The organism is Peribacillus sp. NPDC097895, assembly GCF_050277555.1.
GTDB lineage: Bacteria > Bacillota > Bacilli > Bacillales > DSM-1321 > Peribacillus.
This window is the reverse complement of record NZ_JBNNSH010000001.1, coordinates 174,425-189,873: the sequence shown is the minus strand read 5'-3', so window position 1 is coordinate 189,873 and position 15,449 is coordinate 174,425. Positions and strand designations below refer to the sequence as shown.

The following is a 15,449-nucleotide window of genomic DNA, read 5'->3' as shown; positions in this document are numbered from 1 at the left end:
GCCATCTTACTAGCCTATTGTTTTTTGTCATTGGTTACATGAAATAATAGTCGACTCCCTTTATCGGTCGAAGATATGTGAAAATGAGGCCTCATCTTATTTCCAGGAACAGCTGTTTTTTAAGTGGATTGATTGCTTTTCGGAGGGGGAATTCATGATGTTAGTGGAGTTGATAAGCCGTTTAAGAATTGGGCTTACAAGATTAATATTTTCTCATGAAGTGGGTGATACTCTTCCCTGAATTTGTAACTTTCTTGTCTTAATATGCATCTCACTTCACCTATGCGACTATTATCCTATTTTCCGCATTTTTTGTAAAACCTCCCCCTTTTTAACTAAATGACTAGCATAATTGACTTACTCTTTAAGAACCGTCTTCATTAAGCGATAGTGATTGATTTCCTATGAAACTGTTAGTCAGTTTCCACATATAGTTGTTAATTTGTGTCCATTTTTAGAAATAATAAGCAAAACCAATATGAAAAGTGAGTAGAAATGACATTTCGGTGAACGCAAAAAAGCCTATTTTTGATAGACTTTTTTATTGGTTTCTATTATCTTTTTTCGGTTCTATGAATCTCATTCCATCTTCCTGATATATGTCTAAGAAATATGGCTTAGGTGGCATCAAAAATAAACCAGATAACCCGCTGCGGATCCTCTGGTTAATTGATAAAGAGTATGATAGTCTACCAGTTAATATGTGGTTTCGTAGGGTGTGGATCATTTTCTAGCAGGTATTGCTGTAAGGCTGGAAGGTCATCTGTGTTTACAAGATCTACTCCTGCTTTTAGCATCTCATCCCATACAGCTTCACGGTTTGGTAGCGCCTCGTCTGGAGTTGCCCAGAATCGAACCATCTGACCGTTGGCATGAGCCGTTTTGACAATGTGATCCAGCTTTTCTTGTTCAGCTTGAGGCATCTTACCTTCACCATTCCATGAAAAATACTTTGTCCAGTTGTCGCTGATTACAGGCATGAATTCATTAGGTGCATCTGATTCCAGATCACTCATTCGGCCATCAAATGTGGCATAACGCACCTTCTGGTTTTCCATTAGCTCACGCGGACGGTTTCCAGAAATAATGACAGTCACAGCACCTTGGTTTACCTTTGACTTTGAGAATTTTGTAACCATTTTCTTGTATTCTTCCAGTTGTTTATCAATTTCTTCATATGTAGCTTTGTCCTCGGATTTAATATCGATCCAAAGTAAGAAATCCTGGTGACGATTTTTGTAAACAGAGCCTTTGTTTTGCTTCACTTTTTCTTTTAATGGATCCAAATAAAGGGACTTAAGTGTCCGCTCTGGTTTAACATTGATTTCATCATGGGCTACCAGTAATTCACCGTCTTTTAGCCAGACGTCCGCTTCTACACTTGTGAACCCATGATCCAGTGCATCATAGAGAGGACGTGCATGCTCATAATCATTGTGTGCGTGCGCTTTTACAAGTGGCACTATCACTTTCGGTTCCTTCTTAACCTGTTCAGCGGAAGCATTTGTTGCTGAAAAGGGCATAACAACAGCAACAGCTAAAGACATCGTTAGCCACCATTTATTCATTTTCAGTTTCCTCCTCTTTATCAATTCACTTCTATCGTAGCTTTTTCTTTTAATAAAACAATGGTATTTACAGAACCTTAACGGAATCTGAAAAATTGTTTACAACAAAAACAAACAAAAATAGGATGGCTGTCTATCCTTTTTTGTTGAGGAAGAGTAAAAGTTACTCTCAATTTATATATGTTTTTTAAAACCAGCTCTTTTTTTCAGAAAAATAAAAATATATTGACGAGATGGAAAATGATAGTTTACTATCTATATATAAATAAATTTACGAACGGCATTCGATAATGTCGAACGGAGGAAGATAATCGTGACTGAACGTCTTATCCAATCAGTTGAAAGAACTGCTGATATCCTTGAATTGTTTTTGGCCTCTGGTCCAGAATTAAGTATCAAAGATATTAGTCAACAACTTAATTTATCCAAAAGTACGGTTCACGGGCTGATCAAAACCTTAGTGCACAGAGGGTATCTTCAACAAAATCCAGATGATTTAAAGTATAAGTTGGGAATGAAGCTTTTTGAACTTGGTAATTACATTGGCGAACATCTTGATATTGGAAAAATTGCTCAACCAATCATTAAGAGTTTAGTAGAGGAACTGAAGGAAACGGTTCACCTGGTAGTACGTCAGCGGGATGAACTCATCTACGTTGAAAAGGTAGAAGGACCGAGTGCTCTCAGAATCTATTCACATATTGGGAAGAGAGCTCCGATTCATTGCACAGGTGTAGGTAAAGCTATTCTTGCCTACCAGGATGAAAAAGAGATTGACAGAATTTTATCTTCGTCTGATTTGGAACCGTTTACAGAACATACGATGACTGACACAAAGGAAATTAAGAACCATTTAGGATTAATACGGGAGAAAGGCTATTCGATTGATGATGAAGAGATCGAGCTAGGGCTTAAATGTGTCGCGGCTCCCATTTTTGATAACAAAGGAACTGTCATCGCTTCAATCAGTTGTGCATCACCTAAAATGAGGCTTAGCCAAGATAGGCTTCCAGAAGTAATCGCAGGAATAAAAAATGCTGCCTCTGAGATTTCAAAATGTCTGGGTTATAAAGATAATTCGCAATGATATGAACATAGTATGATGAATGTTTTCATAATTAGGAGGGATTTATTTTGTCAAAAGTAAAAGTTGCTGTACTTGGCTCAGGAAATATTGGTACTGATCTTATGATAAAACTGGGACGCTCTGAAGTGTTAGAGTTGACTACTGTTATAGGGATCGATCCAAAATCTGATGGATTACATCGCGCGAGAGAATTAGGTTATGTGGCCATTGATACTGGCATAGATGGGTTTTTGGAAAGACCAGAATTGGCAGACATTATCTTCGATGCAACATCTGCAAAAGCCCATATCCATAATGCGAGAGTATTAAAGGAAGCAGGAAAAAAAGTAATTGATATGACACCTGCTGCTGTAGGAACATTAGTGGTTCCAGCCGTAAACCTCGGATCAAATATAGAGGCAGATAATATCAATTTGATTACATGCGGAGGTCAGGCGACAATCCCAATGGTCCATGCCGTAAACCGAATTAGTCCAGTAGAATATGCTGAAATTGTTGCCACGATCTCCAGTCGAAGTGCAGGACCTGGAACTCGGGCGAATATCGATGAATTTACTGAAACCACTTCACGTGCAATTGCTGAGGTTGGCGGTGCTAAAAAAGGAAAAGCCATTATGATCTTAAACCCTGCTGAACCTCCAATTCTCATGCGTGATACTGTTTATACTCTTGTAGAAGAAGGGACATTGGACGAGGAAACTATCAAGCAATCAATTGATGAAATGGCTAAAGTTGTTCAATCTTATGTTCCTGGTTATCGACTCCGCAGTGAACCTATTTTCGAGGGGAATAAAGTGACCATCTTCCTTGAAGTTGAGGGTGCTGGGGATTACCTGCCAAAGTATTCAGGAAATCTTGATATTATGACAGCGGCGGGCGTTAGGGTGGCAGAAGAGTTTGCAAAAAACCAATTAATGAAAGCACCAGTTTGAGCTGTGGAAAGGGGCCTATAACACAATGACGAATAAAAGAGATATCTATATCACTGAGGTAGCATTGCGGGATGGAAGTCATGCGATCGCTCATCAATATACTGTAGATCAAGTACTTAAAGTTGCAAAATCTTTGAATGATGCAAACGTTCCTTATATCGAAGTATCTCACGGCGATGGTTTAGCTGGATCATCCTTACAATTTGGTCTATCACGAACGAATGAAATGGAATTAATCGAAGCGGCAGTTTCTGTAGCTGATAAATCTAAAATTGCTGTTCTACAAATCCCAGGCATTGGTACTGTAAAAGAGTTAAAGGAAGCTGCAAGATTGGGAGCAAAAATGGCTCGTATCGCTACACATGTTACAGAGGCAGATGTGGCTCTTCAACATATTGCTGCGGCAAAGGAACTAGGAATGGAAACAGTTGGATTTTTGATGATGTCTCATATGGCCCCAGTTGAAAAGTTAGCTGAACAGGCAAAGTTAATGGAAAGCTATGGAGCTGATACTGTATATGTGGTCGATTCAGCCGGAGCACTACTTCCAAACCAAGTTCGTGAACGAATTCATGTCCTAAAACAGATTGTAGACATAAATATCGGTTTCCACGGTCATAACAATTTGTCCCTAGCTATGGCAAACTCGTTAGTGGCTATTGAAGAAGGAGCTACTCGTATTGATGGCAGTGTTCGGTGCTTAGGTGCTGGTGCAGGAAATACGCAAACGGAGGTACTTGTTGCCGTTCTTGAACGGATGGGAATTCAAACAGGAGTCGATTTATACAAAATGATGGATTTAGCAGAAGACATTATTGCACCGATTCTGCAAACTCCGCAAGAAATTACAAGAGACAGCCTAACACTTGGTTACGCTGGTGTATACTCAAGCTTTGCTCTTCATGCAAAACGCGCAGCAGAAAAATTCAATATTGATTCTCGTGATATTTTAATTGAATTAGGTAAGCGTAAAGTGGTCGGTGGCCAAGAGGATATGATCGTGGATGTGGCTGCAGAAATTGCAAAAGAAAAGCATGGCGTTGTTTCGCGTTAAGATCGTACTATTCTTAGTGCATTAATTAATATAGAAGACATAATTGATGCTAGCTCACGCCTATTGATTACGAACTTAATCTGGAAAAAGATTTCTCTTATCTTAAAAAAGTGAATCTTCCTTCATTATATCCATGGATACCTATTTAGGTATCTTGGAAAATCATTTTTGTAAGCGCTTTGCTATCTGAATTTAAGCCATATTCTGAAACGGGGGTTTTTTATGGAACTAATTATTATTCTTCTATCGCTTGGATTACTAATGTTTGTAGCCTATCGCGGGTTTTCGGTGATTCTTTTTGCTCCACTTTGTGCGTTATTGGCCGTCCTTTTAACCGACCCAGGTCATGTACTTCCATTCTACTCCAATGTTTTTATGGCGAAGATGGTAGATTATATTAAATTGTACTTTCCTATCTTCCTATTAGGTGCCATCTTTGGGAAAGTAGTTGAAATGTCAGGATTAGCAAAGTCAATTGCCGAAACAATCATTAAAGTAGTTGGTCCTAAACGATCCATGTTAGCCATTGTATTGCTTTGTGCGATCTTGACTTACAGTGGCGTCAGTTTAGTTGTGGTAGCCTTTGCTGTATATCCATTTGCGGCTAATTTATTCCGTGAATCCAATATTCCGAAACGGCTTATTCCTGGTACCATTGCTTTAGGAGCGTTTACATTTACAATGGATGCTTTACCTGGTTCTCCGCAGGTTCAAAACGTTATTCCCACTACCTTTTTTAAAACAGATATTTACGCTGCACCAACACTAGGTTTCATAGCGGCTTGTATCGTTTTTATTCTTGGTATGTGTTATTTAGATTCTCGTCGTCGTAAAGCAGAAAAAATGAAGGAAGGATATTATGGTTTTGCAGGAGATGCAAAAACAGAAATGGCCGCTGCGGCTGAAGCAGAGAAATTGCCAGTCGTCTCATTAGAGGCTGAGTTTTCCGTTGCCCGTCAAATTATTGCTTTTATTCCGATTACTCTCGTTGGTGTCATGAACAAGGTATTTACTATCTATATTCCAAAATGGTATCCTAATGGATTTGATTTTACTGCTGTTGGGATGGATGGATACGCAAAAATTGAAACATCTCAAGTTGTGGGAATATGGTCAGTTGAAATGGCATTAGTGATGGGGATACTCGCTACGATCGCTTTTAACTACAAAGGAGTCTTGACCGGTGCAAAAGCAGGACTGTCTGTTAGTATCGGCGGCGCTTTATTAGCATCGATGAACTCTGCTTCTGAGTTTGGATTTGGTGCTGTCATCGCATCTCTTCCAGGGTTTGCTTTAGTTCGAGATGGTCTTTCTCAAGCCTTTACCCATCCCTTGATAAATGGGGCTGTGACAACGAATATTTTAGCTGGGATTTCCGGTTCCGCAACAGCTGGGATGTCGATTACATTAGGAATTATGGCAGACAAGTATATTGAACTCGCCAATCAGTTTGGTATTCCACTGGAGGTTATGCACCGTGTCATCGCATTAGCTTCCGGGGGGATGGATACTTTACCTCATAACGGAGCTGTTATTACTTTACTAGCGGTAACAGGATTGACACACCGCCAATCTTATCGAGATATTTTTGCTATAACAATCATAAAAACCATCACAGCATTCCTTGTAATTGGGGTCTATATGCTAACTGGAATCGTTTAACAATAGTATAGGTAGTGCTGCAAGTAGACAACGTCTCATATTCAGACAAGTCTACTTGTTTTTTTAGTAGGGTTGATGGATTACAAAAATTTCTTATTAATTTGCTTCAAAAAGGTATGTGTCAATTATTAATAGAAAAAATGAACCAGTGCATCTCGATCAAAAAGGGACACGCACTGGTTTATTTTACAGCTGCCTATTTGATGTGATTAAGGTTCTTACTTTATTATTATTCTGCCATTTTTATTTCAATGGCCAAGTTACGTAAATAATCCAATAAGGGCCGTACTTCATGTGGAGCTGTCGTGTCGGTAAATAAGAAGGACTGTTCCTTCTTTTCATCTGCTATATCCAGCTTGTATGAAAAAGAGTCCGCTCCGTGCGCTTTAGCTCCAGCCATTTTACTTGGTTCAGCATGAGAAAGATTAGCTACCTTCACCAAATTTTGTAATTCCTCATACTTTTCCTTCGGTAATTCGTCTGTGTTTATCACAACATTCAAATCGAGGTTGGCCATTCCCCCTATGCAGCTAAATTGGATATGCATGTTAGATGAAGCCTCCTATTCATAAAAGATAACTACTCAGGCAGTCCAACCGCTTTAAACGCATTTTCAATTGTTTTTATAGCAGTTTCAGGAACTTCTCCACTATCGACGAGTTTTTGTGCGGACTTGCTGACAATTTGGACGAATTGATTGAAATTTGCCGTGGCAAATAAATTCTGCATCGCATTGAACCAAATCAACGCTGCTTTGTCGGTTCCGATCTCCATCGATACAAGATAAAACGCCTTGTTTGGTATGCCGCTATTGATATGGACACCATGATTATCTCGATCCCCTTTATAGAAGTTTCTCATATGATCAGGCTGTATATCTTTCCCCATCAATTTATTGTCAAATGCCGTACCAGGTGCCTTCATGGAACGGAGAGCTTGTCCTTTTAGTGTTGGTCCCATTATATCAGCACCGATTAGCCAATCGGCATCTCCTGCTGTTTGCTTTAAATGAAATTGTTTGATCGCGATTCCAAACACATCTGAAAGATGCTCATTCAAAGCCCCAGACTGACCGTCATATTCCAATCCGCTTGTGAACTGCGTTACACCATGCGTAAGTTCGTGCCCAATGACATCGAGTGAATTGGCAAAATTGCTGAAAATAACCCCATCGCCGTCACCAAATACCATTTCATCTCCGTCCCAATAGGCATTTGTGAATTTATCGCCATAATGGACGTTCAGGATGAGATCAAGGCCTTGGTTATCAATGGAATTACGGTGCAGGACATCCTTGAAATAGTCACGCACAACCCCACTATAATCATATGCAGTGTTGACCACAGGGTCTGCACTTGATCGATCCCCTTCTTTTCTAACCTCATTCTGGCGAAGTTTGGTTTTTCCCTTGCAATCATAAACATGGCGGGCAGATTCACCATGACGTCCTGGTCCTGCATCAGTTAAAGCGACAACACCGTCAATATCAAATTCTTTCAAAATTCTGCGCCTGCGCATTTGACTGCTTTTCGCTAAACTGATCCGTGCTGCTTCTATTTCATTTTGTGCCAAATTCTCTAAGATATAGTTAGGGACAATGAAACACTGGCACATCTTTTTTGAACAATCTTTTTTGTGCATATTTGCCACTCCTTCATGATTTTTTTAAAACCATTGGTGTGCTTCGTTATTCAAGGGTGCAGCTCCTCTTAACGGCGTCCAGTCTTCAACGTAATTCATGGCAATTGGCAAATTATCTGTTCCGCAACATTTTATATCGCTGCTCTCCATATATCTTTCAGTTCTATAGTATACTTTCGCCGCACTTACCTCATTTCCCTTCATTCCATTCCAGTCCATCCCGCTTACCCCTCTTTTGTTGGTACTACAAATATAGGGATGAGGATTTGTCATGTAAAACTTCACCTTTGTGTATGGGTTTATTCTGCTCGTGCTGCATATACTGAAATATTCATTAAAACAAGGGAGCTAAAACATATCTCATCCTTTTATCCTCAGAACCTATTCTTTAAGGGAGGGCATAGCATTGGTAACTGCACAAGGTACTAGTTCAGTTAGTTTTCCATTCCCATCAGTATGGGGCATCCATGCTTCTATAGCTGGCAGATCGATTATTTTTGGCACACTTGTCATTCAATCTATTACAAATAACAGTGTAATTGGTACGGTTAATTTTCGCGGTTCACCTATTCCGATTAATGGATTTTGGAATGAAAACACCAAACAAATCACATTTGATTCACCTTTTGCCTCTTTCTCTGGAAACTTAACGATATTTGATGATCCCCAGATTAGAATCCGGCATTTTATTTTGCAGGGACGCATACTTATGAAGCCTCCCTCACTACAAGCAGGTGAGTATGGAACGTGGATTGCCACGACAGATATAAGTCTAAATGAATATCCTATTAGTGGTAATTCCTATACCCAGCAATTGCCTCCTGTTGGAGCTTTTTTAACATCAACTATCCTTCATCAACAGCGGAATCAAAATTTTTGAGGGTGTTCGCTTGCGTAAGCTGTAGAGCAGATCGCCTTCTATTAACTAATAAAAGTCCCAAGTAGTTTACTTCACTTGGGACTTCTTTTAGTATCGTCACTGATTTTGTTTGTTCTATGCTATGTAGAGTGCTCATCTGAAGTCTAAATTACATTTACACACTCGTTAAATCGCCTTCACTAAAGTTCGTTTTTTTCTTTTACGTGTATGGCTCATTATTAATTTTTCAATATAATAAATGATAATGATAAATACAGACATGATGCCAAAATACGTAACGATAACGCCTAAAGCGTTCGAACTCTCGAAGTGACCCTTTTCCCCTCTGAATCCACCTTCTGAAAGGTTTGCTTTTTCAAATGAGCCATCACCCTCTTCCAAGCCGCCTTCCGGAAGGTTTTGTCTTTCTCCCCCTTCGAAGCCTCCAGCTTGAAAGTTCGGTTTTTCTCCCCCTTTAAAGCCGCCTTCTGGCATTTGTGAAGAAGAAAGATTAAACACGCTCACAACTCCTTGCACCTGCCTGATGAAATGTGTTGAGTACATTTGATAGCCTCCAAACACTAATAAGGCAACTGTTGCCACTCTTGCTAAAATCCCTATGCTTGGTTTCGGAGTTTTGAAGCTAATTATATTTTTAAAAACATTTATTACCCATTTCCAATGTAATCCAACATGAGCTGCAACTAAAATAAGTGCTAAAAACGAAATCGATATATGAGAAATTTTAAACCATTGTTCATTTCCAACGTTGATATTCGGGAATACAACTCTTGAAATAAAAATACCACTGATCATAATAAAGGTCATTGTCATTAACAACATTACATTTAAAAAGTAACCAAATTTTGTTGCAAGAGGCAGCCTACGGTCAAATATTTTAATAGTAACTTTTTTTACCCATTGCCAATTGAGCAACACATGGGTGAAAAAAAATACGGCAATAGCTAACCCGGCAATTTCGTGAAACGTTAATCCCCCTAATACTTGTTTATTAAAAAATAATACGAACGTAACGGCCATTAGAATATCTAATCCAAGCTTAACATACATCATCTTTTTCATATTTTTTGTCCTCCTATGTTGTTTCTCCAAGCTATCTTATGTGTTAGGGGGCTACCCGTGGTGAAACTTATTATGAAGAGAATTTCTTAACTTTTTATTAAGGGGTACCTAAAGCCATGGTGAAATGATTTTTAAGTTGAATAATTAATGGGAGGATTTTTATCTTGGAAGACAGTAACTACTAACAACCGGCGCGATTCTTTAAACAGGCTCCTGAACTGGCAAGTGCGTTCGTTCCAAAGGAAGCAGGAATGAATGCCATTTTGTTCAAAAAGTTTAACAAAATTAAAAAGCCTCAACTCCTTAAAGGAATTGAGGCTTGTACTAATGATGATCATTTGAGCAAGAAAAAATTAAATAATGCGAGTTGTGACGATGCCTGCGATTTGTTTAATTTTTTCTTCCAAACCAGGGATGATATCGCCGTTTACTTCTCCGTCAATGTCGATGATCGTATACGCATAACCCCCACGGCTTCTGTTAACCATGTCAGCGATGTTCAAATTAAAGCCGGATACAGCCAGTGTGATTTGTCCAACCATGTTCGGAACGTTTTCGTGGAACGTTGCCACACGACGGTTTCCTGTATAAGGAAGGGAAGTGTTTGGGAAATTCACAGAGTTCTTGATGTTCCCTGTTTCTAAAAAGTTCTTCAACTGACGAGCAGCCATGATGGCACAGTTTTCCTCTGACTCTAGCGTAGAGGCACCAAGATGCGGAATTGGAACGACATTTTTCATTTTCAACACATTTTCATTCGGGAAGTCTGTAATGAACTTTCCTACTTTTCCGCTTTCAAGTGCAGCTGCCATATCATTTTCATTCACTAGCTCGCCGCGTGAGAAATTCAAAATATGAACGCCTGGCTTCATGATGCTGAATGTTTCTTCGTTAAACATTCCTTTTGTGTCGTCCGTTAATGGCACATGTACTGTAATATAATCAGATTCTGCAAACAATTGTTCAATCGTCATGGCGCGCTGTACATTGCGGGACAAGTTCCAAGCTGTATCAACAGAGATGAACGGGTCAAACCCAATGACGTCCATATCCAAATCCAGGGCATCATTCGCTACAAGTGCACCAATCGCACCTAAACCGATTACGCCAAGAGTTTTCCCCTTGATTTCTTTACCAACGAATTGTTTCTTTCCTGCTTCAACAAGTTTTGGAATTTGTTCTCCTTCGCCTTCCAGCGTCTTTGTCCAGGCCACACCAGCAAAAAGGTTACGAGATGAAGCCATCAATGACGTCAGTACCATTTCTTTTACGGCGTTTGCGTTAGCACCAGGTGTATTGAAAACAACAATTCCTTGATCGGTGCATTTGTCGACCGGAATATTATTGACTCCCGCGCCTGCCCTTGCGATTGCTTTTAAATCAGTGCCGAATTCCATTGCATGCATATTAAAGCTGCGAAGAACGATCGCATCAGGGTTTTCACTGTCATTGTCGACCGTAAAATCGCCTTTGTTGAATACATTTAGCCCGCTTTCGGCAATATTATTTAACGCCTTGATCGTTTTCACTTTTTCTAAAGTTATTGTGCTCATTTTGTTTGCTCCTCTTTGATCATGATAGTTTTTAGATTTCAAAATATTAACAAGATTTTAAACCCATGAAAATCTGCATTCCTTTAAAACTTCACTATCTTCTGTAAATACACAGAAAGAGGCAAGGGATAAAATCCCTTACCTCTGCCCAGGCGAACGGCTACGACACTATGTGTTCCCTCACGGTTATCCGTGTTTCGCCAGTTGCACATAGTCTTTTCATTTATTTTATTTTATCAAATTATTCAGCAATCTTCAATATTAATTTAAAGGTTTATCTCTTTTTTTAATTTCTTTCACTAAGGCAAAGCTGGACTAATAAAAGAAAATCATTAAAGAATACAATGATAGGAGATAAATAGAATCCTATAAAAAGAACCCAGCAAGGTAATGACTGGGTTCCAATAATCAATTCATTTTAGTGATGGCGATTGACTGTATGATCTATTAGCGCCCGTCAGTTTGCAGCGGCCTGACCACAATATAATCCAATTCATAAAATCCTTGATCTTTCATGAACGTGATCGTATTGGTGCCTTTTTTCAGGGGAACCTCCATTTTTGTGGCCATGAAACGTCCCCAGTTACGCGTATTTTGATATTTCAACGAGCTTGCTTCGCCATTGACAATCATTTTGCCTGTTGCAGGATCGAGACCATTTGCAAACCAAATATCAACGTTGTAATTTCCCGCTTTAGGAACATTGACTTGATTGAACTTCACATAGCTATCGGCAAAATCGATTCCGCCAACATAGCTTCCTCCGGATGCGTTGGGTTCGTTCGTTCTCACTGATGCACGGAAAAGGTCTGCTTGTTCCGCTTCATATTTGGCTGCACCTGTGTCTGCCAATTTCTCTGTCACTTCAGGGAAATAAGTGATACGCAGGTTCTGCGCTCCATAAGGAACCATCGTTATGTTTTCAGTCGGCTCCTTGGAGAGAATCGGACCAGCAGGCGGCTCTGCGCTTTCTACATTATTGGCTGCCTTGCCCCATGTTGGAATTTTTTTCGCTTTGGCTACCAGCTTAACTGGTGTCGTCGCTTGCTTGAACGGATTCTCCGGCATTGGTCCGGTAATCACATCGATGGATTTTTCCGGATGCTCCCTGTCAATGAGCAAACCATAATTCCATGGATTATCCGCTTTCACCGTATACTCATTGAATCCCAGAGCAGATGCATCGAAGCCTGGCAATTCAGCAATTGGCTTATCCTTAACCTGCCAATTCTCTTTCATTTGCAGGGAGTACACAAGCGGACCGCGTTCAATTCCAATGGAATTATTGATCCATGTTGTCGTTTTAAGCTTCATCGGTACTTGAAGAACAACTTTATCGCCGCTCTTCCACTTTCTGTTGATGCTTACATACTCTCCTGCTTTCACAGCTTTCACACTCTCTCCATTCACCGTTACGGTTGGTTTGACCGACCACGCCGGGATACGCAGTTTAAGCGGGAACTGCACCTTTTTAGACGACGTTATATTAAATTTGATTTGATCCTCAAATGGATAATTTGTGGTCTCCTTAATCGTAACATTTGCCTTTTTCAGTCTTACGGATACCTGGCTTGGCCCGTAGGCAATGACTCCGATGCCTCCATCGGCAGATGCTGCCCACATATTCTTCACGAAATATGGCCAGCCCATATGCATATTGAAGCGGCAGCACGGATAACCGGAAGTCGGCGAAGGCATCATCCCGTTGGAATAGTTTTGTTTAAAGCCATGATCTGCATGGTTGCTCTCCACTTGATTAGGTAAGGAATAATATTGATGGTTCTTGATTTCCTTATCCATAGCCCCAGGAAGAGAATTAAACGTGATTTTTTCTAAATCATCGCCAATCTTCGGATCGCCAAGAATCATCGCAGATTCCTCATTACTTTGCATTCGCTCTGTGATGGCACAAAGTTCAACCCCCTGCGTGGAAGAGGTTCCAGCGAGCATTTCAGTACCGGAAGTCATGCCGGTGATCTGATTATGATTCGATAAATTTTTCACTCCCGCCCCGAAAGCTTCACGATCGCTTTTGGCATGTGAACGTTGGTAGTAAACGGCAGGCATTTTAATCGCTTCATTCACATTGACGGAATGGATTGGTTGGAAATCACTGCCAAAGTCTTGGAACTTATTTTTGTTAAATATGTCAGCAATCGGATAGCCCTGCCCTGCCAGCAAATCTGTCAGTTCCAGCAAGGAAGCATCGGCTGTCCGGTTGTACAGCCATAGGACTGTATCGATATTATCTCCAACACGTATTTTTCCCCAATCCTTTAAAGGCTGGGCCGGCAAATTTGCGGCTTGATACTTAAAATAGTTGGTCATGAAGGGGAGAACGCGTTCGTCACCAGACGCTTCGTAATAATCTTTCATCGCATAAAGAGCTACCATGCGAGGCCACCAATCGTCGTTTGTTTCCGGACCGAAGGAACCGTCCTTTCGTTGACTCGCCAATATGGCGTTCATCCATTTTTGAGAAGTGGCTATGAGTTCCTCATCATTCAACGTATAAGCAAGAGGAATTAAGCCTTTTAAATAATAAACAGGCCGTTCCCAATCAGAATCTGACGCTGTGCCTCCTAGCCATGCTGCATTTGTTCCCAATTCGCTATATAGATCCTCAGCATGACCGGTAGCCCCGTCACGCTGAAGCTCGAGTTGCTTTTGAAGCCAGCCTTTGGCCTCCACCGACCCTAGAGGCAGCGGTGTAAATGGTGTCTCGATGAGTGGTTTTTTGTTGGCAATCGGTTCTTTGAAGGTTTTGTCCTGTATCACATATGCGCTTGCAATGAAGTTATCAAATGATGCTTGGGATTGGTTGGTTTGCAGACCAACCCCACCTTTACCTTTCTGTGATCGATTTTTATCACGATATTGAATGACTGGAGTGACCGTATCATTTACGTAAACCCTAATATCATTTTTGTTCGTTACGACTTTCAGATGGTAAAGCTTATTCGGATCGATCCTATCAAACACTTTCGATGTTTTCAGTACCTGCCGCTTGTTGTTTTTCATTTGATTAAGCGTTACGTGTCCATCAACGCTGATTCCAGCATAATAACCGCGCACACCATCTTCTCCCTTGGAAACCTTATTCAATCCGAATAACAGGCCGGCGTCTCCATTTCCTGTGTCACCAGGTAATTTAATATTAACTTCCAAAGTCATGTCATCGAACTGGCTATCCTTAGCAAGAATTTTATGGCTCTCACCCTTATTGACCCTTAAAGATCCTGATGATAATTCCCAGCTTCCATTAATGATGTTCCATGAGTCGATTGCCTGCTCTGGAGCAATGTCGAACGTATCCAAGAATAAGCTGCTGCCATCCATGGTGCTTGCTGTGAAGTTATCATAAGATGGCTGCGAATTGTAACTTCTAATTCCGATGCTGCCTTTTGCATACGTGCTGTCGGTTTGTTCAAGGACCAAATCACCATTCACATAGATTTGGATTTTGCTGCCGACAGCAGTCACCTTCAAATGATAGGATGTGTTTGGCTTAATGATAACCGCAGCCCGTTTCAATTCGGTATAATTGTTGTTCATGCGTCCCAAAAACACGGACCCGGTTCCATTAGCCGATACTCCAGCGTAGTAGCCCTTGACATTGTCAGCACCAGGCACAGCCCCGTTAACCCGGAACAATACCCCTGCATCACCGTTCTGGTCTGCGAGGCTGATATCGGTCTCCAAAGTAAAGTCCGAAACGGTGGTGTCTTTGGCGATAGCCTTATACCCTGCACCCTTGCTTACAGTCAACTTACCTGAATCGAATGACCATGGACCTTCAATCACATTCCATTTATCATTGATTATCGTTTTATCGAAATGATCCGAGAAATAATCGGAGATTTCATGATGCTTGGCCGCTTGAGCAGAAAACGGGAAAACACACGATATAAATAAAGTCAGAACAAGAAGCTGCACAATCATTAATTTGCACTTCAACGAATCCACCTCACTATATGTTTTATAATATTAAACTCTATCACTCTGATAGG

General features: G+C 40.5%; 12 protein-coding genes and 1 riboswitch. Of the genes, 5 read left to right on the top strand and 7 right to left on the bottom strand.

The genetic code is table 11. The features are described 5' to 3' along the window. Positions 1-689: 689 nt before the first annotated feature. On the bottom strand, positions 690-1,568 hold the full coding sequence (locus tag ACQKMH_RS00855; RefSeq protein ID WP_427585653.1) for a phosphatidylinositol-specific phospholipase C/glycerophosphodiester phosphodiesterase family protein: 879 nt from the start codon (positions 1,566-1,568) through the stop codon (positions 690-692). Between the two features lie 313 nt (positions 1,569-1,881). Between ACQKMH_RS00855 and ACQKMH_RS00850 the strand changes: the two genes are divergently transcribed. From ACQKMH_RS00850 to ACQKMH_RS00835, 4 genes are all read left to right on the top strand, one after another. Then, positions 1,882-2,655, top strand: coding sequence for an IclR family transcriptional regulator (locus tag ACQKMH_RS00850; RefSeq protein ID WP_427585652.1), 774 nt, complete (start codon positions 1,882-1,884; stop codon positions 2,653-2,655). Between the two features lie 47 nt (positions 2,656-2,702). Beyond that, complete coding sequence (locus ACQKMH_RS00845; RefSeq protein ID WP_427585651.1) at positions 2,703-3,587, top strand: acetaldehyde dehydrogenase (acetylating); 885 nt, start codon at positions 2,703-2,705, stop codon at positions 3,585-3,587. Between the two features lie 25 nt (positions 3,588-3,612). Then, positions 3,613-4,641, top strand: a complete 1,029-nt coding sequence (gene dmpG, locus ACQKMH_RS00840) for a 4-hydroxy-2-oxovalerate aldolase (RefSeq protein WP_427585650.1) — start codon at positions 3,613-3,615, stop codon at positions 4,639-4,641. Positions 4,642-4,863: 222 nt separating this feature from the next. Next, the gene (locus tag ACQKMH_RS00835) at positions 4,864-6,303 is read left to right on the top strand and encodes a GntP family permease (RefSeq protein ID WP_427585649.1); all 1,440 of its coding nucleotides are present in this window, start codon (positions 4,864-4,866) and stop codon (positions 6,301-6,303) included. A gap of 229 nt (positions 6,304-6,532) precedes the next feature. Here the strand turns inward: ACQKMH_RS00835 and ACQKMH_RS00830 are convergent, their stop codons facing one another. Genes ACQKMH_RS00830 through ACQKMH_RS00820 form a run of 3 tightly spaced genes read right to left on the bottom strand, consistent with a single transcriptional unit; the run spans position 6,533 to position 8,163 of the window. Continuing rightward, positions 6,533-6,850, bottom strand: a complete 318-nt coding sequence (locus ACQKMH_RS00830; RefSeq protein WP_427585648.1) for a protealysin inhibitor emfourin — start codon at positions 6,848-6,850, stop codon at positions 6,533-6,535. A 32-nt stretch (positions 6,851-6,882) separates the two neighbouring features. Beyond that, positions 6,883-7,944: a M4 family metallopeptidase gene (locus tag ACQKMH_RS00825; protein ID WP_427585647.1), complete on the bottom strand. Its 1,062-nt coding sequence runs from the start codon at positions 7,942-7,944 to the stop codon at positions 6,883-6,885. A gap of 24 nt (positions 7,945-7,968) precedes the next feature. Beyond that, positions 7,969-8,163 carry a hypothetical protein gene (locus ACQKMH_RS00820; protein ID WP_427585646.1) on the bottom strand — a complete coding sequence of 65 codons (195 nt, stop codon included), beginning with the start codon at positions 8,161-8,163 and terminating at the stop codon, positions 7,969-7,971. Between the two features lie 187 nt (positions 8,164-8,350). Here ACQKMH_RS00820 and ACQKMH_RS00815 point away from each other — a divergent pair, with 187 nt between their 5' ends. After that, positions 8,351-8,824, top strand: coding sequence for a hypothetical protein (locus ACQKMH_RS00815; protein WP_427585645.1), 474 nt, complete (start codon positions 8,351-8,353; stop codon positions 8,822-8,824). 165 nt (positions 8,825-8,989) lie between these two features. Here ACQKMH_RS00815 and ACQKMH_RS00810 read toward each other — a convergent pair whose 3' ends face one another. From ACQKMH_RS00810 to ACQKMH_RS00800, 3 genes are all read right to left on the bottom strand, one after another. After that, positions 8,990-9,886 carry a DUF4405 domain-containing protein gene (locus tag ACQKMH_RS00810; RefSeq protein WP_427585644.1) on the bottom strand — a complete coding sequence of 299 codons (897 nt, stop codon included), beginning with the start codon at positions 9,884-9,886 and terminating at the stop codon, positions 8,990-8,992. 353 nt (positions 9,887-10,239) lie between these two features. Then, positions 10,240-11,439, bottom strand: coding sequence for a phosphoglycerate dehydrogenase (locus ACQKMH_RS00805; protein ID WP_427585643.1), 1,200 nt, complete (start codon positions 11,437-11,439; stop codon positions 10,240-10,242). A gap of 139 nt (positions 11,440-11,578) precedes the next feature. Beyond that, positions 11,579-11,657, bottom strand: a riboswitch (ZMP/ZTP riboswitch). A 229-nt stretch (positions 11,658-11,886) separates the two neighbouring features. Continuing rightward, positions 11,887-15,396 (bottom strand): family 16 glycoside hydrolase, encoded by a 3,510-nt coding sequence (locus ACQKMH_RS00800; RefSeq protein WP_427585642.1) that lies wholly within the window; start codon positions 15,394-15,396, stop codon positions 11,887-11,889. Positions 15,397-15,449 lie beyond the last annotated feature (53 nt).